General features: G+C 47.9%; 18 protein-coding genes. 15 read left to right on the top strand and 3 right to left on the bottom strand.

Going from position 1 to position 18,976, the window contains the following annotated elements; translation table 11 throughout:
• The first annotated feature begins 11 nt into the window (after positions 1-11).
• The 5 genes from lon (at position 12) to BCF53_RS05410 (ending at position 5,645) form a co-directional block, all read left to right on the top strand.
• A complete protein-coding gene (gene lon, locus BCF53_RS05430; RefSeq protein ID WP_132700496.1) occupies positions 12-2,435 on the top strand; it encodes an endopeptidase La in 2,424 nt (807 codons plus the stop codon).
• A gap of 135 nt (positions 2,436-2,570) precedes the next feature.
• On the top strand, positions 2,571-2,861 hold the full coding sequence (gene hupB, locus BCF53_RS05425; protein WP_279389126.1) for a nucleoid-associated protein HU-beta: 291 nt from the start codon (positions 2,571-2,573) through the stop codon (positions 2,859-2,861).
• A gap of 98 nt (positions 2,862-2,959) precedes the next feature.
• The gene (locus tag BCF53_RS05420) at positions 2,960-4,792 is read left to right on the top strand and encodes a SurA N-terminal domain-containing protein (RefSeq protein WP_132700494.1); all 1,833 of its coding nucleotides are present in this window, start codon (positions 2,960-2,962) and stop codon (positions 4,790-4,792) included.
• 60 nt (positions 4,793-4,852) lie between these two features.
• Positions 4,853-5,083, top strand: coding sequence for a hypothetical protein (locus tag BCF53_RS05415; RefSeq protein WP_132700493.1), 231 nt, complete (start codon positions 4,853-4,855; stop codon positions 5,081-5,083).
• On the top strand, positions 5,067-5,645 hold the full coding sequence (locus tag BCF53_RS05410; RefSeq protein ID WP_132700492.1) for a KdsC family phosphatase: 579 nt from the start codon (positions 5,067-5,069) through the stop codon (positions 5,643-5,645). The genes BCF53_RS05415 and BCF53_RS05410 overlap by 17 nt, the downstream gene beginning before the upstream one ends.
• 36 nt (positions 5,646-5,681) lie before the next feature.
• On the opposite strand, the gene kdsA is transcribed toward BCF53_RS05410, so the two are convergent.
• The gene (gene kdsA / locus BCF53_RS05405) at positions 5,682-6,527 is read right to left on the bottom strand and encodes a 3-deoxy-8-phosphooctulonate synthase (RefSeq protein WP_132700629.1); all 846 of its coding nucleotides are present in this window, start codon (positions 6,525-6,527) and stop codon (positions 5,682-5,684) included.
• A 64-nt stretch (positions 6,528-6,591) separates the two neighbouring features.
• Here kdsA and dinG point away from each other — a divergent pair, with 64 nt between their 5' ends.
• The gene (gene dinG / locus BCF53_RS05400) at positions 6,592-8,709 is read left to right on the top strand and encodes an ATP-dependent DNA helicase DinG (RefSeq protein ID WP_132700491.1); all 2,118 of its coding nucleotides are present in this window, start codon (positions 6,592-6,594) and stop codon (positions 8,707-8,709) included.
• A 16-nt stretch (positions 8,710-8,725) separates the two neighbouring features.
• Here dinG and BCF53_RS05395 read toward each other — a convergent pair whose 3' ends face one another.
• Complete coding sequence (locus BCF53_RS05395; protein ID WP_132700490.1) at positions 8,726-9,790, bottom strand: agmatine deiminase family protein; 1,065 nt, start codon at positions 9,788-9,790, stop codon at positions 8,726-8,728.
• 7 nt (positions 9,791-9,797) lie between these two features.
• Positions 9,798-10,346, bottom strand: coding sequence for a PilZ domain-containing protein (locus tag BCF53_RS05390; RefSeq protein WP_132700489.1), 549 nt, complete (start codon positions 10,344-10,346; stop codon positions 9,798-9,800).
• Positions 10,347-10,443: 97 nt separating this feature from the next.
• On the opposite strand from BCF53_RS05390, the gene BCF53_RS05385 reads away from it, so the two are divergent.
• From BCF53_RS05385 to murB, 9 genes are read left to right on the top strand one after another with little or no spacing between them, the layout of a single operon-like run.
• Positions 10,444-11,688: a lipoprotein-releasing ABC transporter permease subunit gene (locus BCF53_RS05385; protein ID WP_132700488.1), complete on the top strand. Its 1,245-nt coding sequence runs from the start codon at positions 10,444-10,446 to the stop codon at positions 11,686-11,688.
• A complete protein-coding gene (locus BCF53_RS05380; protein WP_132700487.1) occupies positions 11,678-12,361 on the top strand; it encodes an ABC transporter ATP-binding protein in 684 nt (227 codons plus the stop codon). The genes BCF53_RS05385 and BCF53_RS05380 overlap by 11 nt, the downstream gene beginning before the upstream one ends.
• A 58-nt stretch (positions 12,362-12,419) precedes the next feature.
• Positions 12,420-14,624, top strand: a complete 2,205-nt coding sequence (locus BCF53_RS05375; RefSeq protein ID WP_132700486.1) for a DNA internalization-related competence protein ComEC/Rec2 — start codon at positions 12,420-12,422, stop codon at positions 14,622-14,624.
• Between the two features lie 60 nt (positions 14,625-14,684).
• Positions 14,685-15,305, top strand: coding sequence for a MotA/TolQ/ExbB proton channel family protein (locus BCF53_RS05370; protein ID WP_132700485.1), 621 nt, complete (start codon positions 14,685-14,687; stop codon positions 15,303-15,305).
• Positions 15,302-15,721 (top strand): ExbD/TolR family protein, encoded by a 420-nt coding sequence (locus BCF53_RS05365; protein ID WP_132700484.1) that lies wholly within the window; start codon positions 15,302-15,304, stop codon positions 15,719-15,721. The genes BCF53_RS05370 and BCF53_RS05365 overlap by 4 nt, the downstream gene beginning before the upstream one ends.
• A gap of 35 nt (positions 15,722-15,756) precedes the next feature.
• On the top strand, positions 15,757-16,737 hold the full coding sequence (gene lpxK, locus BCF53_RS05360; protein ID WP_132700483.1) for a tetraacyldisaccharide 4'-kinase: 981 nt from the start codon (positions 15,757-15,759) through the stop codon (positions 16,735-16,737).
• Positions 16,703-17,446, top strand: a complete 744-nt coding sequence (kdsB, locus tag BCF53_RS05355; protein ID WP_132700482.1) for a 3-deoxy-manno-octulosonate cytidylyltransferase — start codon at positions 16,703-16,705, stop codon at positions 17,444-17,446. Before lpxK ends, kdsB begins: the two co-directional genes overlap by 35 nt.
• Entirely contained in the window at positions 17,443-17,907 is a 465-nt protein-coding gene (locus tag BCF53_RS05350; RefSeq protein ID WP_132700481.1) for a low molecular weight protein-tyrosine-phosphatase, read from the top strand. Before kdsB ends, BCF53_RS05350 begins: the two co-directional genes overlap by 4 nt.
• Positions 17,907-18,914 carry a UDP-N-acetylmuramate dehydrogenase gene (gene murB, locus BCF53_RS05345; RefSeq protein WP_132700480.1) on the top strand — a complete coding sequence of 336 codons (1,008 nt, stop codon included), beginning with the start codon at positions 17,907-17,909 and terminating at the stop codon, positions 18,912-18,914. Before BCF53_RS05350 ends, murB begins: the two co-directional genes overlap by 1 nt.
• The last annotated feature ends 62 nt before the right edge of the window (positions 18,915-18,976 follow it).

Here is an 18,976-nt window from a genome sequence, read left to right as displayed (position 1 = left end):
TCGAGGTAATTATGGCGCACCTAGACGCTTCTGACGGTTTGTCCATGGACTTACCGCTACTGCCACTTCGCGATGTGGTTGTTTACCCTCATATGGTTATTCCATTGTTTGTGGGTCGCCAAAAATCTATTGCCGCCCTGCAGTTTGCAATGGATAACGACAAAAAAATTCTTCTTGTCGCTCAGAAAAATGCCAAAGACGATGAGCCGGTTCAGGACGACCTCTATAACGTTGGAACACTGGCAAGTGTTCTGCAGCTTCTTCGCTTGCCGGATGGTACAGTTAAGGTTCTGGTTGAGGGTGTCGATCGGGTTGCTATTTCAGACATTGTCGACGGTGAAGAGTATCTGACCGGCCAGGCTTCATTATTGGATACCAATCCTTTAACAGAGCGTGAGCAGGAATCACTGGTTCGTTTGTTGATGACTCAGTTTGAAAAGTATATTCAGCTCAGTAAGAAGGTTCCTTCAGAGGTCTCTACGTCTTTAAACAGTATTGAAGATCCGGGTCGTCTGGCAGACACCATTGCTTCACATCTGTCCTTGAAGGTTGAAGAAAAGCAAAAGGTTCTGGAAGTTGCTGCAGAGCGTGAACGAATTGAACACCTGCTTTCGGTATTGGAAGCAGAGATAGACCTGCTTGAAGTTGAAAAGCGCATTCGCAGCCGCGTGAAAAAGCAGATGGAAAAATCTCAGCGTGAGTACTATCTGAATGAGCAAATGAAAGCCATTCAAAAAGAGCTGGGTGATCTTGATGAAAATAACGCGTCTGAAGTAGAAGAGCTGGAAAACAAGATTAAGCAGTCTGGAATGCCGCAAGAAGCCAGTGACAAGGCAATGTCTGAGCTTAATAAGCTTAAAATGATGTCGCCAATGTCGGCAGAAGCTTCTGTTGTCAGAAACTACTTAGACTGGATGCTTGGTGTGCCCTGGTCAAAACGTTCACGGGTGCGACATGACTTAGCCAAGGCGAAAGAGGTTCTGGAAGCAGACCACTACGGCCTTGATGAGGTTAAAGAACGCATCCTGGAATACCTGGCCGTACAAAAGCGTGTTAAGAAGGTTAAAGGGCCTGTGCTCTGCCTGGTTGGTCCTCCCGGTGTTGGTAAAACATCTTTAGGGCAATCGATTGCTAAGGCTACGAACCGCAAGTTTGTACGCATGGCGTTAGGTGGTGTTCGCGATGAATCCGAAATCAGAGGCCACCGTCGAACCTACATCGGTTCTATGCCAGGTAAGGTTGTTCAGAAATTAAGTAAGGCTGCGGTAAAAAATCCGCTGTTCTTATTGGATGAAATCGATAAGATGGGCATGGATCATCGCGGTGATCCGGCTTCGGCTCTATTAGAGGTTTTAGACCCAGAACAAAACCACACCTTCAACGATCACTATCTGGAGGTCGATTTCGATCTTTCTGATGTCATGTTTGTTTGTACATCCAACAGCATGAATATTCCTGGTCCATTGCTGGACAGGATGGAAGTGATTCGTATCCCCGGTTATACCGAGGATGAGAAGCTGAACATTGCGCAGCGTTACCTGACACCGAAGCAGATCGCGTCTAACGGATTGAAAGAGAATGAGCTGACTATTGAGGACAGTGCCATCCTTTATCTGATCCGACACTACACGCGAGAGGCGGGTGTGCGTGGCCTGGAGCGTGAGATCGCTAAGGTTTGTCGTAAAGTTGTCATGGAGAATGTTTTAGAAGGTAAAGCAGGCACCACGACAATCACCGATAAAGATATTGAGCGATTCTCAGGTGTTCAAAAGTTCCAATACGGTGTTGCTGACAAAGAAAACCAGATCGGTATGGTTACCGGCCTTGCATGGACGTCTGTCGGTGGAGAGCTGCTGAATATCGAAGCCAGCAGTGTGGAAGGTAAGGGTGCGATACTGCGCACCGGCTCTCTGGGTGATGTTATGAAGGAATCTATCCAGGCCGCTATGACTGTTGTTCGCAGCAGGGCACAGAGCCTGGGCATTCTGCCTAACTTCCATGAGAACCGTGATATCCACATTCACGTTCCTGAGGGTGCAACACCTAAAGATGGTCCGTCTGCCGGTATTGGTATGTGTACTGCATTAGTTTCAGTCCTTGCCAAGATACCGGTAAGATCAGATGTGGCCATGACAGGTGAGATTGCTCTGCGTGGACAAGTGCTTCCTATAGGCGGGTTGAAAGAAAAATTATTGGCCGCACACAGGGGTGGTATTAAAACTGTGATCATTCCTGAAGAAAATGTCAGGGATTTAAAGGAAATTCCTGATAATATAAAGGAAGCACTCGATATTCGTTCGGTGTCATGGATTGATGAAGTTTTAGACATTGCGTTGGAGTCGAAACCCAAAGGGTTAACCGATGAAGAGGTCGCTTCTGAAATTTCAAAACAAAAGTCTAAAAACAACCCGGAAAGCAGCGTTAGTACGCATTAAGCCGCTTGACAGCTGTTTTTTGAGACTGGTATAAATTACCGCTGGTATGACACAACACAATTTGAAATAGAATTCACAAAACAATGGATGGCGCTTTAAAACTTATTAAGTCATCCTTGTTTTCATATATAAAACATAGTTAAGGGGAATAGTGTGAATAAATCTGAATTGATTGATGCAGTAGCCGCTGCTGCGGACATTTCTAAGGCTGCTGCTGGCCGTGCATTGGATGCGATGGTTGATTCTGTAACTGACGCTTTGAAAGAAGGTGATCAGGTAGTATTGGTTGGATTCGGAACATTCTCCGTTAAAGATCGTGCAGCACGTACTGGTCGTAACCCACAGACTGGTCAGCCAATTGAAATTGCAGCTGCTAAAGTACCTAGCTTCAAAGCAGGTAAAGCATTAAAAGACGCTGTAAATTAATTTAATGCGGGCATAGCCCGTTTTCTTTTGAAAACTGTAGCGTGTCATTTGATGCGCTTTTTTTTTATAAAAGGCATATAAAGCCGGTAGGAATCTCGATGCTCCAGGTCTTTCGTAACTCAGCCAAAGGTAACGTTGGTAAAATTATTGTCGGATTGATTGTAGTTACTTTCGTTTTATTCGGCGCAGAATCAATAGTCTCAATCGCCGGTAACTCGGCACCTGCAACCGTAAACGGTGACAAGGTATCTGAAATTGAATACCAGCGTTTGCTCAGCTCAAGACAACAGGAATTGGCAAGCCAGTACGGTGCGGAGTTTGCTGCACAGTTGGCCAATTCATCAGTATTAAAAGAACAGGTTCTGAACAGTTTAATTAACCAGATACTTCAGCAGCAGCTGACGTCAAAGTTGGAATTCCAGGTTTCTGAAGAGCAGGTTCTGGAGTCTTTGGCTGAAATTACCGCATTTCAGGTAGACGGTAAGTTCGATAAAGATATCTATGAAAGCCTCCTGGCGGCTAACGGTTACAACCATGCAACCTTTGTTGCAGAGCAAAAAGCACAAACTGCATTAACTCAAATGCAGGCGGGTGTTGCTAACAGTGCATTTTCTGTTGAAAAAACGGCAAAGCGATATGCCAGCTTAATGTCTCAGAAAAGACTGGTTAGTTATAAAGAATTCACTTCTTCTGACTTTTTAGAAGAGGCACAGGCAACAGAACAGCAAATTGAAAATTATTACCAGGAAAACCAGCAGGAGTTTATCTCTCCTGAGCAGGTTAAGGTTGAGTTTGTACGTCTGACTCAAAGCTTCCTGGCGAGCCAGGTTGAAGTGACTGATGCCCAAGTACAGAGCGCTTACGAGGCCTACGTTGCGGAACTGAAAGGTCAGGAAACCAGAGAGGTTTCTCACATCCTTTTTGCTGATGGTGATGATGCCGAAGCAGAAGCTCAGGCAACGTTGCAGCGATTGAACGCAGGTGAAGCTTTTGGTGATTTAGCTGCTGAGCTGTCTGACGATCCGGGCAGCGCCGAATTTGGTGGTTCATTAGGTGAGCTTATCGAAGGTGTTTATGTCGGCGAGTTTTACGATGCGGCAATCGCACTGGCAGAAGAAGGTGATGTATCTGAGCCGGTTAAAACAGAATTTGGTTATCACCTGATTCGATTGGATACAATCAATAAGCCGACCATTGATTCAATTGATCAGAAGCGTGATCAACTGATTGCTCAAATTAAGGCAACCACCGCTGCGGAAGAATTGCTCTTTGTTCAGGAAGAGTTGGCGGATCTCTCGTTCTCATCAGATAGCCTCACCGCTGTAGCTGAGAACTTTGGTGTCGTTGTTGAGGAATCTGATTGGCTGGAACGTAACTCCGGCGAAGGCCTGCTATCCGATTCAGACCTTGCTGAAACCATCTTCTCAGACCAGGTATTATTCGATGGCTTGATGAGTGATGTCGTACGTTTAAGCAACGATGATCTGGTTGTCGTAAAAATGATCGATTACCAGGCCGAAGCTATTAAAGACTTGGAAGAAGTAAGCGCAGAGGTGGCTGCTATCGTACAGGCAGAGAATGCACGGGAATTGATGGAGCAGTTCATTGCTGAGCAGCTATCATCTGAGAGTGTAGACGATAGCTGGGCTGAAGCCGTTAGCGTTGCCCGAATCGATAGCGATACATTGCCGGCAAATGTATTGATAAAAGCATTTGAAATGGCGGCACCGGCTGAAGGCCAGGTAACCAAAGCGCAGGTTGTTGATGGTGATGTTGCTTATATTGTCGCTGTTCTTGAGGTAGAAAATGTAGAACCGCCTGAAGATCAGATTGCTAATGCGGAAGCATTCAGTGCGCAAATGGCAGCCAGCGAACAGTATCAGATGATGTTTAATATTGAGCGCAACAATGCGAAAATAAAAATTCGCTAAAACGAATTCAGATTATTAAAAGGCTGCATTTGCAGCCTTTTTTACTTTGAGAAACTGACTATGAGTCAACAGAATAAATTGAAAGAATTGCTGGATGAAAATGCGATAGACATAGGTGCTTTTTGTGCTTGCCTGGCTATTGATGAGCAACTGGCAAGTGACTTATTTACTGGCACAAAAAAGCTATCCAAAAGTCTGGCACGGCAAATAGAGCAGACTTTCTGTAAGCCGAAATTCTGGTTGGAAAGTGATAACGATACATCAGGAGGAAGCTATGACCTATTTGGATAGTTTAATAACTGAAACATCACCGCTAAAGGGTAAGCTTTCAGAGATCGCTCTTGTTGTGTTTGATGTCGATGGTGTTTTAACGGATGGTCGGCTGTATTACGGTTCTAAGGGTGAAGAGTTAAAGGTATTTAACGTCAAGGATGGCGTCGGGTTGAAGCTGCTGCCAGATAACAATATTCAGGTCGCAGTTGTTACGGCTAAGAGCTCCGAGATGGTGAGTCGAAGAATGGAAGATCTTGGCGTAGAAAATTATTTTAAAGGTGTCAAAGATAAGCTTTCAGTGGTTTTGGAGCTGTGTGAACGCCTTAGTATTAACTTGGAGCAAGTCTGCTATGTCGGCGATGATATGGTTGATTTGAAAGTCATGGATAAGGTGGGTCTTTCTGTTTGCCCGGCGGATGCCTACGCTTTAGTCCAGAAAAGCACGGATATTGTCTTGCCGGTTTCCGGGGGGCAGGGTATAGCTCGGTTGGTTTGCGATTTAATATTGAATGCTAAGGGCTTAATGAAAAGTGCCTATAAACTGGCAGCAACACCTCATTTTGAACGCGAACGTAATTAGAGGTGCTGTGCCGTAATGTTTGATCTGTAACCGGTGTTAACCGGTTACGATGTCATCGAAAGATTTAACCACTTCATCCACAGCCTTCAGCTGAGTTAAGAACGGCTTCAGCATATCAAGCGGCAGTGCTGAAGGCCCGTCGCACATTGCAGAGTCTGGGTCCGGGTGCGCTTCCAGGAATAATCCTGCTATTTTTTGTGCTATACCAGCGCGTGCCAGCTCTGTTACCTGAGCACGTCGGCCATCGGCTGAATCCAGTCGGCCACCGGGTTTTTGCAATGCGTGTGTCACATCAAAAATAACCGGGAAGCCAGTTTGTTTCATGATGCCGAACCCGAGCATATCTACTACAAGGTTGTTGTAACCGAATGACGTACCGCGCTCACAAAGGATCAGCTTGTCGTTACCGGCTTCCTGAAACTTGTTGAGAATATGAGCCATTTCATGAGGTGCAAGGAATTGTGCCTTCTTGATGTTGATGACTGCACCGGTTTCAGCCATTGCTTTAACCAGATCGGTTTGGCGCGATAAAAAAGCAGGCAATTGAATAACATCCGCCACTTCAGCAGCAGGAGCGGCCTGGTAAGGCTCATGAATGTCGGTAATAACCGGAACACCAAAGGTATCTTTTACTTCCTGTAGAATCTTCAGGCCTTCTTCAAGACCCGGGCCACGAAAACTGTTTATTGAGCTGCGGTTAGCTTTGTCAAAGCTGGCTTTGAAGATATATGGAATGTTCAGTTCTTCGGTGACTTTGGCGTAGGTTTCTGCCGCTTTTAGTGCCAGATCACGGCTTTCTAGAACATTAATGCCGCCAAACAGAGTGAAGGGCAGGTCATTGCTGCACTGAACTTTTCCAACAGAAACAACACGTTGTTGCATCATGATTTCCTCTTTATAAATAATTAGGCTATTGTAGCTTTCTTGCCGCGTAAACCAAATTCTAATGTTATCTGATACCGTAAAATTAACGATTCAATCCGCTTACAGTGAATATCTTTCAAACCGTGATTTAAACCCTCGGCATGGTCAAAAGCACATGCTGGCTCAGGTTGCCCGCACGCTTGGTAGTATTGAATTAGATGCCGAGGGGAAAAAACGCCCCGACCAGTATTCGATTGCCGTTATTGAGGCCGGTACGGGTACCGGTAAAACCGTTGGTTATGCGCTCAGTGCTATTGCGGTTGCAATGGCGCTCGGAAAAAAACTGGTTATATCAACCGCAACCATTGCCTTGCAGGAACAGGTTGTGAACAAAGATCTGCCGGATATCCTGGATAATACTGGGTTGAAATTTAAGGCGGTATTAGCAAAAGGGCGCGGTCGTTACCTGTGTACCCATAAGCTTGAACAACTCATCCAGTTTTACAGCGGAACTGTGGTTGCCATGTCTCTGTTTGAGGAAACCATGGAAGCGGATGAGGCGACACTGGCGCAATTTAATGACTTTATGGCGCAATTCGGCAGTGGTGCCTGGTCCGGTGATCGCGATCACTGGCCGGATAAAATTGACGATAAGGTTTGGTTCTCGCTGACTTCCTCTCATCGTGAGTGCCTCAACCGCCGTTGCCCGCATTATCAGAATTGCCCCTTTTTTGAAGCCCGTGGCGAACTGGAAAATGCAGACGTCATAATTGCCAATCATGATTTGGTTATGGCAGATCTTTCCTTAGGTGGTGGCGCCATTTTGCCTGCGCCTGAAGATACCATCTATGTATTCGATGAAGGGCATCACCTGCCCGATAAAGCACTGTCACATTTTGCTCAGCAGCTAACGGTTAAATACACGCTGAATCAGTTAGATTCTATTCGTAAGCAAATCCCGAAGGTTCGGCTGGAGCTTGAATACGGCGATACTGCTGAGCGGTTAATGGACAATATTATTGAGAGCCTGAATGCCTGCCACCAACAGCTGGCATTAACCTGGTCTTCATTGCAACCATGGTTTAATCGTCTTAGTGCGGATGAAAAAACCTTAACCTTCCTGCAACCTGAACAACGATTGCCTATTGACGAATTACTGAGTCCGCTTGAGCAGCCGTTTAATGTTTTGTTCACCAGTGTTTCCGCATTGGATGAGAATACAAGAAAGCATTTGTCATCGTCGGAAGACCCTCAGGAAAAAGATCGTTTGCAGAACGCCTTGCCGGTTATCGGCCGTTGGCTTTCCCGTATTGAGCCGGCAAAAGATTTAGTCAGCAGCTGGTTACAGCCTGATAAGGACAATGCACCTCCCGCTGCCCGCTGGATGGATCGAATCGACAGCGCAGAGGTTCAGGATTTAGTGCTGAACACCAGCCCGGTTTCCGCCAGCCCGGTATTAAGGGGGTATTTGTGGAACCGATGCTGTGGCGCAGTTGTTACCTCGGCAACGCTGACCGTGGCCGGTAAATTTGACCGATTATTAACACAGACGGGAATATCTGAGGGTGCCGATTTGCTGAAGGTTGAAAGCCCCTTTGATTACCCGAATCTGGTTGTAGCCAAGATTCCGGATATTGCTGTGGATGGCAGCAAGCGGGACTCTCATACGGAATCGATTGCCGAGCTGATCAGGCGGCATTTACCTAAAGAATCCGGAAACTTGGTGCTGTTTTCTTCCCGGGCGCAGATGCAGGATGTCTACGAGTTACTCGAAGATGACTGGAAAGCATTAATCACTTTGCAAGACGATCTACCAAAAACGGCACTCATCGAGCATCACAAAGAGCGGCTGGAAGAGGGCGGTGGCTCTACGTTGTTTGGCCTGGCAAGTCTGGCGGAAGGTGTCGATCTACCCGGTAATTATCTGAAGCATCTGGTTATTGCCAAGATTCCATTTGGTGTGCCGGATGATCCGATTGCATCAACTCTGTCACGCTGGCTGGAATCCCGTGGGATGAATCCGTTTCAAATAATTACTTTACCTGCAGCGACTATTCGAATGGTGCAGGCTTGTGGGCGGCTGGTCCGCCAAGAGCAGGACAGTGGCACCATATGGTTTATGGATCGCCGTATTGTTGAAAAACGATACGGTAAAACCATTATCGATTCACTGCCTGCGTATCGCTGGGAAGTTACCTAACTTTGCGCATGGCCCACTAGGCGCTTGCCAGTTTAAAACGCTCTGCCAGGTCTATGGTTCCATCCAGCAGTTGCATGGTGATGCAATGGATAGAACCGTGCTCTTCGATCAGTGGTCGCGCATCTACGCCAACAACCTTTCGCTCTGGGAACAGTTCCGCAATGATGGCGAGGGCGGCACTGTCACTCTCATCAGCATAGGTGGGAACAACAACCAGCTTGTTCGTAATCAGGAAGTTGGCGTAGGTTGCAGGCAGGCGGTGTCCGTCTTCTGCATAAATGCCTTTAGGTAATGGCAGCTCAACTATTTTATATGGCTCGCCGCTTGGCTTTCGTAACTGTTCCAGCTCGGCTTTCATTGCACTCAGTGGCTGAAAGTGGCTGTCGGCTTCATCCTGACACCCCTGAAACAGCAGGGTGTTTTCGTCGCAGAACCGGACCAGAGTATCAATATGGGCATCGGTATCGTCGCCTTCCAGGTGACCGTTTTGTAACCACAGAAAATGATCAACACCCAGTGATTCAGACAGCAGTTTTTCAATGGCTGCTTTATCGAATTCAGGGTTCCGGTTCTCATTCAACAGACATTGCTCGGTGGTCAGTAAGGTACCCAGGCCATCTGTTTCAAGGCTGCCGCCTTCAAGAATGAAGTCTATATCGGAAAGAGACGGCAATAGGCCGGCTTCTGCCATTGAGGCGTTTAACAGGTTGTCTTTGTCAAAAGCGAACTTGCCACCCCAGCCATTAAAGTGAAAGTTAAGTAAGGCTGGTTTCCCTGCGTTGGTTACAGATACTGGCCCATGGTCCCGTGCCCAGGTATCGTTGCTATCTACTTTTGCAAAAAAACAGTTTTCGATGTTGATGTCGTTGTCTTTTAGCAATGTCAGAAACTGCTCCGGCTTAATCGAAGCGTGCAGTTGAATCACTAAGGGTTGGGTTTCTGCAACAGCTTTCGCCAATGCTAAATAGGTCGCTTCTACCTTATCCAGCATGTAGTGCCATGCGCTTTCAATATGCGGCCAGGTAATCAGAATGGCAGCCTGTTTGGCCCATTCTGCCGGGAAATTTGTTTGCTTGGTCATTTTAGTATCAGGGTGTTGGAATGGATGTTTGTGCTTTAAACATATGTTTAAGCAGTTGCTGTTTCTGTATTTCAGTTAATGGCTCAAATACTAGGTGATAAGTGTTTTTATTCCCATCGTTTTCAACGGCAGCAATGCTGGCGAATGAAAAATGGGCAAAGTAGCTGGGGGTAAAAATCAGCGCCAGGGCAAGCCGCTGGTTTGCGCTGAACTGCTGTTCAGAGGTTATGCAGCAACCCCCTTCGCTGATGTTAATGGTTTGGCTGTCGAGCTGGTTCTGTGTAGTTGCATGAATATCGATCAGCTTAGTGACGATTGAAAGCTTCTTATGCATCAGCTCCAGGGTTTTCTTAATGGCGACATCTTTTACACGTTCCGTTAATGCGACGATTTCTGAATCGATATTTCCGGATTCAGAAAGCAGCGCCATCGAGTGTAATTCCGGGAAGCAGCTTCCGGCATCCGCGGCATCATCAGTAACAGCAGCCGTGGCTACAAAAGCTGTCATATCGACACGAAAGGAGTCTCGTCGCTCCTCGTTTAAAGTTGAATTCATGCGTTATCCGGTGTCATAGTTGTGTAAAATGGGTCTGACTCAAGAATTGTAGTCAATATAGTTCGCCCACGCCGAGTTTACTGGATTATCGACTTTTATGTTTCATAGCTTACCTTTTTATATAGGTTTAAGGTATTTGCGGGCCAAGCGGCGCAATCACTTTATTTCCTTTATTTCCGCACTTTCAATGGCTGGCCTTACGTTAGGCGTTATGGTGCTGATTATTGTGCTCTCTGTGATGAATGGTTTTGATCAGGAAATGCGCAACAGAATTTTAGGTATGGTGCCTCACGCCACCATATCGCTGCCCGGAGAAATGAGAACTCAGCAGGAGATTATTGATAAAGCCCTGGAGCACCCGCTTGTTGTCGGTGCTTCGGAATACATTGAAACGCAGGGTATGGTTGTGGCCAACGACAATACCCGAGGCGCTCTGTTAAGCGGGGTAAACCCGGATACGGTCGGAACCGTTTCAATTCTGCCGGAGAACATGATTGCCGGTGATATCTCCGATTTAAGTGATACGCCATTCAGTGCCATTGTTGGCAGCACACTGGCGCGGATTTTAGGCGTTGGTGTCGGCGATAAAATTACCCTTATCGTGCCTGAAATGTCGGTGAACATCGCCAGTATTCAACCCAGATTTAAACGCTTTGAGGTTGTCGGTCTGTTTGAGGTAGGAGCAGAACTCGACGCCAACCTTGTGGTAACGCACATTGATGACTTAGGCAAGCTGATGCTCTATGGCGGAGCGGTCGATGGCGTACAGTTAAAAACAACCGACTTGTTCAAAGCCCGTCAAATAGCGCTGGAGGTTGGTCGAAAGCTTACTGATATCTATTACGTTGGTGACTGGACGCGTACACAGGGTAATCTGTTTCAGGCTATTCAGCTGGAAAAAAGACTGGTCGGCTTGTTGCTCTTTATGATCATTGCTGTTGCCGGTTTTAATACGGTTTCCAGTCTGGTCATGCTGGTTACCGATAAGCAGGCAGAGATTGCCGTACTGCGAACACTGGGTGCAACCAAGCGTCAGATTCTCTCCATTTTTATGGTTCAGGGTACAGCGATCGGGCTCATTGGTATCACTGTAGGTGTGGTGTTGGGTGTGATTGGTGCGTTAACCATCGCAGATATTCTCTCCTGGATTGAAAACACCTTTAACATTCAATTTCTGAATGCCAATGTGTATTTTATCAGCTACATCCCATCTGAGTTAAAGTGGAGTGATGTCACCATTATTGCTTCTGCCAGCTTTTTGATCTCTGTGCTGTCGACGATTTATCCTGCCTGGAAAGCTTCCAGAATTTCTCCTGCGGAGGCGCTGCGCTATGAGTCTTAAGTCTGTTTTAGCTTGTCATAATGTTTCCCGTAATTTCAAGATGGCTGACGATGTTGTGCATGTTTTAAAAGACATCGATTTTGAGATTCATGAAGGTGAAATGGTCAGCATCGTGGGCGCCAGTGGATCTGGGAAAACCACCTTGCTGAACCTTATGGCCGGTCTGGATGACCCGACTGATGGTACTGTTCAAATGAGTAACAAACCATTGGCGAAGTTGGGGGATGTGCAGAGAGCGTCGCTCAGGAATAAATTTATGGGCTTTGTTTTTCAGTTTCATCACCTGCTGCCAGAGTTCTCGGCCATTGATAACGTGTTGATTCCCTGCCGTATTCAAGGCAAGGTTTCTGATGCGTCTTATCAATATGCCAGGGAATTGCTGGCTGGTGTGGGCTTGGACCAGCGCATTGACCATCGCCCGGCAGAACTTTCCGGCGGTGAGCGGCAGCGCGTTGCTATTGCCCGGGCGCTGATTAACAAACCCGGTATTGTGCTGATGGATGAGCCAACAGGAAATCTGGACGAAGAAACTTCTGAACAAATCCAGAAAATGATTCAGAAATTAAATGAGCAAACCGGCACCTGTTTCGTCGTTGTTACCCACAACCAGGATTGGGCGCAGCAATTTCCGGTTCGTTACAAGTTAACAAAAGGTCACCTGGTCAAGGCTTAAAATCACCATAGCGCATTACAGGATGTAATGCGTTTTTTTTGTCAGGGAAGGGCATCTCGTGCCAATTGTATTGTTGGTGACAAGCTTGCCGTGGTGCTGGTATTACTTCGGCTTTTCAGTGGCATGCGTGGCTGGCTTTGCTACAGCCATCCTATTGTTTTTTGTTGTTGCCAGAAGAACGGCATGTGCATTGGCTGTACTTGCAGGCATTATGCTGATTGGTTTGGAGCTCGACGTTAAACACGTTTTACCTCGAAGCATGCAGCATGAGTCAGCTGTATTAACCGTTTGTACCGCACAAAAAATGACCGAATATCCGGATTTCTTTTCGGTGAATGCCCGTGTTGTTTCGCAGCCCGATAACATTAGCTTGCGGCACGTTCGGCTGACTATTCCAGCCTCAAAGATTGATCAACCGCTAAAACCAGGCCGTTGTATAAAGGGTGACTTCCGGCTTCGGCAGCCGCTGGGTTTCTTAACCCCGGGCGGCTTTGATTCCGATCGTTATTTCTTCTCAAAGCATATCGATGCCAAGGCAACCCTGTTAAAGCCCGAGGAAATTTACCAGGCTCCATCTCTGGTGCAGAAGCTTTACGTAAAACGGGTTGCCGAATTCTCCAGCCCCGTTGCAGCAGATGTATGGGCAGCGCTGGTGTTAGGCTGGTCCGGTTCTTTGCAGGTTGAAGTTAAAGATTTGTTCAGCAGTAATCAGCTGATGCACCTGTTTGTTATCAGTGGTATGCATATTGGTTTTATTGCGCTTTTTATTCTTACTCTGACTAAGCTGCTACTGACGCCATTTTCCCAATACTTCGTATTACCACGAGGTGGTTTGTATGGCCTCACCCTTGGCTTTGTGGCGCTATACGTCAGTTTGCTGGGCTGGCCGGTGCCGGCAACAAGGGCGCTGCTTATGTTTGCAGTTCCGCTGCTGATGTATTTTCTTGCCGTGAGAGTCAGTTGGCTGGCTGCGTTAATCAGCGCAAGCGTCATTATTTCAGTGCTGCAGCCGGAAGCCTGGTTATCATTGGGTGCCTGGCTTAGTTTTAGTTCCGTTGCGGTGATTTTGCTGTTGCTGCGCTGGAACCTCCTAAACTTCAGGCACAAGCTGATAAAGCTCATTTTCTTTCAGTGTGCAATGTCGCTGACCGTTGTTCCCTGGGCCTTTATTTCCGGGTTTCCAATTAACCCGTTCTCTGCCGTATTGAACCTGCTGATTACTCCGGTGATCGGCTTTGTGCTGTTACCTTTGGCCTTCCTGCTGTGCTTGTTGCCGCTTGATGAATGTATCGGTCTTTTCGAGTGGGTTGTAAAGATGCTGTTTCGGTTTCTGGAATTCACCTCTGACTATTCCTTTAAAACAAGTTGGGTTAGCTTTTCAACAATTGCCCTGGTGGTTGCGCTGTTTGTTCTGCTGGTATGGTGGGTTGATAACAGAGAAAAGCTCATGCTGATCATGTTTGCGTCAGTTGTGGCGATCTTAATGCTTTTTCAACAGCCCCTTGCCGGGCGATACCCAACGGTTACTTTTTATGATGTTGGTCATGGCTCAGCTGTATTGATAGAAGATGGTAATGGGCGATGGCTGGTTGATACCGGGGGAGGCTATGGCAGTGAGAACAGTTTTTTTGAGCGCGATCTCGATAGGCAGATAGCTAAACTAGACTACCTGATCGTTACCCATGCAGATTCAGACCACTCGATGGCCGTTAATTATATTCAGCAAAACGAGCCGCAGCTTAGGGCGTGGTCCGGCCAGCCGGATGCCTTCCGGCGTATAGCCGGCCAGAGCACCTTTAGAAGTTGCCATCAGGCATCGGCACCTTCTCCTTACCTGCGGTTTATTCCGGTGCCTGTACAGTTTCAAAGCAGTGATAACAATCACTCCTGTATTGTGCTGTATGAAACCGGCAATGGCCGTATGATATTGACCGGCGATGCCGACAAGACGATTGAGTATTTCCTGTTGCAGCAGTTTCCTGAGCTGTTTCCTTTTAATGTTGTTTTGTTGGGGCATCATGGTTCTGACTCCAGCTCAGCCGCTGATTGGCTGGCTGCGAACTCGGGCGCAACCTATGTTGTCAGCACCGGTGACAGGTCCAGGCCGGCCTGGCCAGCCCCGAGGATCAAAGAATGGTTCCGGCAGTCTCAGCAGGTTTTGTTAAGCACGGCTCAATCAGGCACCGTGCGCCTGCAATTCAGGCCAGAAGGCATTGCCGTAAAGAGTTGGGAAACAGCCTACAGAAATCGGCTTATTAATTGATTTTTATACATTTTATCCATGAGCCTATGTTAGAGTAACGGGCTTAGAAGGAGGGTCCCTGTGTTCGAGATTATCAAATCCGGCGGCTTGCTGATGCTGCCAATTATTCTTTGTTCTGTTATAGCTTTGGCGATTATTGTTGAGCGCTACTGGACGCTGCGTGTATCCAAGGTGCGGCCAAAAGATCAGTTGCCGCAGGTATGGATGTGGATTAAAAACCACGAGCTCGACTCAGACAAAATTAAAGAATTACGCCAAAGCAGCCTGTTTGGCTATGTTTTGGCTGCGGGCCTGCAGTCTTCCCGTCACGGTCGTGAAGCCATGAAAGATTCAATTCAGGAAGCCGGCGATCACGCGGCCCATGAAATGGAAAAATTCCTCAGTACTCTGGGTACCATTGCTGCCATTTCTCCGCTACTGGGTTTGCTGGGTACGGTATTGGGTATGGTCGATGTCTTCACCGACATCATGATTCAGGGTACCGGTAATACCGGAATCCTGGCTGGCGGTATTTCCAAAGCGCTTATCACAACGGCTGCTGGTCTGACTGTGGCCATCCCCGCGGTTATCTTCCATCGCGCGCTGGTCCGCCGGGTTGATGAGCTGACTGTACTGATGGAGCAGGATAGCGCCAAGCTCGTTGAAGCTATTCATTCTGAAGGGGCCGCTAAGAAAAAATGAGATTTCGTCGCAGTCGCCATGATGATGTAAACGTTAATATCACTCCATTGATCGATGTTGTGTTTCTGCTGCTTATCTTCTTTATGGTGACAACAACCTTTACCCGTGAAACGCAACTGCAGATAGACTTACCTGAAAGTCAAAGTCAGGTCGCTGCTGAAGATCAGAAGCCAATCGAAATTCTGATCGACCGCACCGGTACCTATGCTCTGAACGGCCAGGTCTTGATCAAGTCGGATATTGAATCACTCAAGCAAGCCCTTGCTGAGGTTTCTACCGGTAATCTGACTAAGCCCATTGTGCTGACCGGTGATGCTGAGGCACCGCATCAGGCGTTCGTTATTGCACTCGATGCCGTCGCCCAACTGGGCTTTGTTAAGGTCAGCATTACCACTCAAGCCGAGAGTTCTGAATAGAGCCGAAACCTCGGCTCTTTTAAGGTATCAATGCCATGAACTTCTGGTATTCATCTAAGATCAAATGGCAGGCAACATTACTATCTCCACTGAGCCTTCTGGTCAGTGCTATCTCTGGAAAGCGCCGCGCCGGCCGCAATAAAACGCCCTATAAAGCCCCGGTTATCGTCGTTGGTAATCTTACCGTTGGTGGCACCGGTAAAACGCCGATGATTATCTGGCTGGTACACAAGCTGCAGCAGCAGGGCTTTAGGGTAGGCGTGGTCAGTCGCGGTTACGGTGCGGCTGAAAAACCCGACTACCCGCTCAGTGTCAGCGCACAAACGGATGTGTCAGTGTGTGGTGATGAGCCCAAACTGATCCAGAACAGAACAGGCTGCGCTATCGTTGTAGACCCAAAGCGGCACAGAGCCGTGACCCATCTGCTTGAGAGTCATACTGTGGATCTCGTTATCAGTGATGATGGCATGCAGCACTACGCTATGCATCGCGATCTTGAAATTTTGATGGTTGATGGCCATCGCCTGTTTGGCAATGAATTACTGCTGCCGGCAGGGCCGCTCAGAGAAGCCAAAAGCCGTCTTGGCAGTGTTGATTTCATCGTCACCAAAGGTCAGCCCGATAAGCCATTACCTGGTTCAGTCGCGGCTGAGCTAAGCTTCTCACAGCCTGAAAATTACGCGGGTGCCATCCTCCCTCATTGTGATGTTTGCGCTGTTTCCGGTATTGGCAATTTCGATTCGTTTGTGTCCAGCCTGACCTCGCTCGGCTTTCGGGTGGCAGAGCAGGTGCAGTTCAATGATCACCAGAAAATTGACCGGAAGGTGCTTGCCAGCGCCCAACTTCCGGTCATTATTACCGAAAAAGATGCAGTAAAGCTCAAGCTTAACGATTTCCCCAAGACTTATGTTGTCAAACTGGACTATTCATTGCCTGAATCTTTTGAACATAAGTTGATAGACAGAATAGAGGCTCTTATTCATGAAAAAAGTCGTCATCATTCCAGCCCGCTATAGCTCATCACGCCTTCCGGGCAAACCATTGCAGGATATAGCCGGCAAGCCGATGATTATCCGGGTGTGCGAGGCCGTAGATGCTTCGCTGTTTTCAGATGTTGTTGTCGCGACCGATGACAAGCGAATTGAAGACTGTGTGAAACGGGCGGGCTATGAGGTGGTCATGACTAAAGAAGATCACGTCAGCGGAACGGACCGCCTGCAGGAGGCCGCATCTAAGCTTGGCTTGGCTGCGGAAGATATTATTATCAACCTGCAGGGTGATGAGCCCCTGATGCCAGTTGACAATCTCAGCCAGGTCGCCCGATTGTTAGAAAATTCAGCAGGTGCCTCCGTGGCTACGCTTTACGAAACGGTTGCGGTGAAAGAAGCCGGTAACCCGAATATCGTCAAGCTGGTAGAGGGTAAGAACCACCGCGTGCTGTATTTCAGCCGCGCCGGCATCCCGTTTGATCGCGATAACGTGCGCACCGGTGCGGATGTACTAAAGCGCCACGTTGGCGTATATGCTTATCGTAAAAGTGCATTGGATGAGTTTGTTACCTATCCGGAAGGTGAGCTGGAAAGCCTTGAGAAGCTTGAGCAGCTCAGATTTATGGAAAATGGCCATTCAATTGTTGCTGAAAAATCAGTTCTACCGATCCCAGTCGGGGTTGATACTGCCGAAGATCTGGAAGCAGTCAGGAAACTGTTCGAGGAAAGCGCATGAAGGTGCTTTTTGTTTGTTTAGGCAATATTTGCCGCTCGCCAACAGCCGAGGCTGTGCTAAGGCAGCAATTGGCGGATGCCGGTATCAAGGATTTAGCCGTCGATTCTGCCGGAACCGCGGCATACCATGTCGGTAACCCGCCAGATTCGCGTGCAATGCAGGCGGGACGGCGCCGGGGATACGACTTCACAGGGCTAAAAGCCCGTCAGTTGATGGCTGAAGATTTCACGGCCTTTGACTTTATTCTGGCCATGGATGAAGACAACCTTTCGAATATAAATAAGATTAAACCTGCCAATAGCATTGCTAAAGTTCTGCTGGCCGCCGAATTTTCCGAAAGAAACTTTCGCAGCGTTCCTGATCCTTACTATGGTGGCGCGAGCGGCTTTGAAGAGGTTCTCGATATGTGCGAAAGCATCGCTCAGGGTATTATCGCCTACCACTGTAAGGGCGACTGCTAATGATTCGCCTTGAAACAGATGTAAACCTGCAAACTTTGAATACCATGGCAATACCCTCGGTCGCCAGCTTCTTTTACCCGCTTTCATGTCCGCAGGCTTTGCCAGAACTTTCGACATTGGCGGCCAGTAAATCTCTGCCTGTTCGCACCCTGGGTGAGGGCAGCAATCTGGTTCTGCCCGATAAAGTTGAGGCGTTGGTTCTGCACAATAAAATTCCCGGTATTGATGTTCTTGATGAAACCAATGCCAGCATCGATGTAAAAGTCGGGGCAGGGGAAAACTGGCACGAGTTTGTCTGCTGGGTGGTTGAGCAGGGCTATTCCGGCCTGGAAAACCTCGCGTTAATTCCCGGAACCGTAGGTGCTGCGCCGGTTCAGAATATTGGCGCATATGGCGTTGAAGCCGGCGACTTTATCGTTTCTGTTCAGGCTTATGATCTGACAACGAATGAGTTTGTCGTCGTACCGAAGCGTGACTGTCAGTTTGCTTATCGCAGTAGCCTGTTCAAGACCCGTGAAAATGAGCTTGTTATTACCAGTGTGACGTTCAGGCTGAACAAGCAGTTTGTACCGGTATTGGGTTACGGAACCCTGCAGGAACTGGCCAGCGACAAGAATCTGAGCCCGAAGAAGGTTTTGCAGCACATTGTCGAGGTCCGGCAACAAAAACTGCCAGACCCGGTAGAGATCCCGAATGCGGGCAGCTTCTTTAAGAACCCGGTGGTCACTCTTGATGAGTTCAGACGAATCGCTGAAAGCTTCCCGGATGTTGTCAGTTATGCGGCTGATGGCGGGCGGAAACTGGCAGCCGGCTGGTTAATTGACAAAGCCGGGCTAAGGGGGGCTTCGGGCCCTGGTGGTGTTGGCAGCTTTAAGAATCAGGCGTTAGTAATCGTGAACCCTGAAAAGGCAGGGGCCGATAGCGTGCTTGGCTGGGCTGATCAGGTATGCCGTAAGGTTTTTGAACTTTTTGGTGTGAGGCTGGAGATTGAGCCGCGCCGATGGTGATGTTTTAAACGTTTCGTATGGAAACTAAAAAGCCCGGGCAGCTTTCACTACCCGGGCTTTTT

Source organism: Reinekea marinisedimentorum, assembly GCF_004341165.1.
GTDB classification, from domain to species: Bacteria; Pseudomonadota; Gammaproteobacteria; order Pseudomonadales; family Natronospirillaceae; genus Reinekea; species Reinekea marinisedimentorum.
The sequence above is the reverse complement of the archived record's forward strand: the minus strand, read 5'-3'. Positions and strand labels throughout refer to the sequence as shown.

What these genes read in the sequence shown, in the direction of transcription:
- lon (WP_132700496.1), top strand. Translation starts at nt 12, where the DNA reads ATGGCGCACCTAGACGCTTCTGACGGTTTGTCCATGGACTTACCGCTA.
- BCF53_RS05420 (WP_132700494.1), top strand. Translation starts at nt 2,960, where the DNA reads ATGCTCCAGGTCTTTCGTAACTCAGCCAAAGGTAACGTTGGTAAAATT.
- BCF53_RS05415 (WP_132700493.1), top strand. Translation starts at nt 4,853, where the DNA reads ATGAGTCAACAGAATAAATTGAAAGAATTGCTGGATGAAAATGCGATA.
- BCF53_RS05410 (WP_132700492.1), top strand. Translation starts at nt 5,067, where the DNA reads ATGACCTATTTGGATAGTTTAATAACTGAAACATCACCGCTAAAGGGT.
- kdsA (WP_132700629.1), bottom strand. Translation starts at nt 6,527, where the DNA reads ATGCAACAACGTGTTGTTTCTGTTGGAAAAGTTCAGTGCAGCAATGAC.
- dinG (WP_132700491.1), top strand. Translation starts at nt 6,592, where the DNA reads ATGTTATCTGATACCGTAAAATTAACGATTCAATCCGCTTACAGTGAA.
- BCF53_RS05395 (WP_132700490.1), bottom strand. Translation starts at nt 9,790, where the DNA reads ATGACCAAGCAAACAAATTTCCCGGCAGAATGGGCCAAACAGGCTGCC.
- BCF53_RS05390 (WP_132700489.1), bottom strand. Translation starts at nt 10,346, where the DNA reads ATGAATTCAACTTTAAACGAGGAGCGACGAGACTCCTTTCGTGTCGAT.
- BCF53_RS05385 (WP_132700488.1), top strand. Translation starts at nt 10,444, where the DNA reads ATGTTTCATAGCTTACCTTTTTATATAGGTTTAAGGTATTTGCGGGCC.
- BCF53_RS05380 (WP_132700487.1), top strand. Translation starts at nt 11,678, where the DNA reads ATGAGTCTTAAGTCTGTTTTAGCTTGTCATAATGTTTCCCGTAATTTC.
- BCF53_RS05365 (WP_132700484.1), top strand. Translation starts at nt 15,302, where the DNA reads ATGAGATTTCGTCGCAGTCGCCATGATGATGTAAACGTTAATATCACT.
- lpxK (WP_132700483.1), top strand. Translation starts at nt 15,757, where the DNA reads ATGAACTTCTGGTATTCATCTAAGATCAAATGGCAGGCAACATTACTA.
- kdsB (WP_132700482.1), top strand. Translation starts at nt 16,703, where the DNA reads ATGAAAAAAGTCGTCATCATTCCAGCCCGCTATAGCTCATCACGCCTT.
- BCF53_RS05350 (WP_132700481.1), top strand. Translation starts at nt 17,443, where the DNA reads ATGAAGGTGCTTTTTGTTTGTTTAGGCAATATTTGCCGCTCGCCAACA.
- murB (WP_132700480.1), top strand. Translation starts at nt 17,907, where the DNA reads ATGATTCGCCTTGAAACAGATGTAAACCTGCAAACTTTGAATACCATG.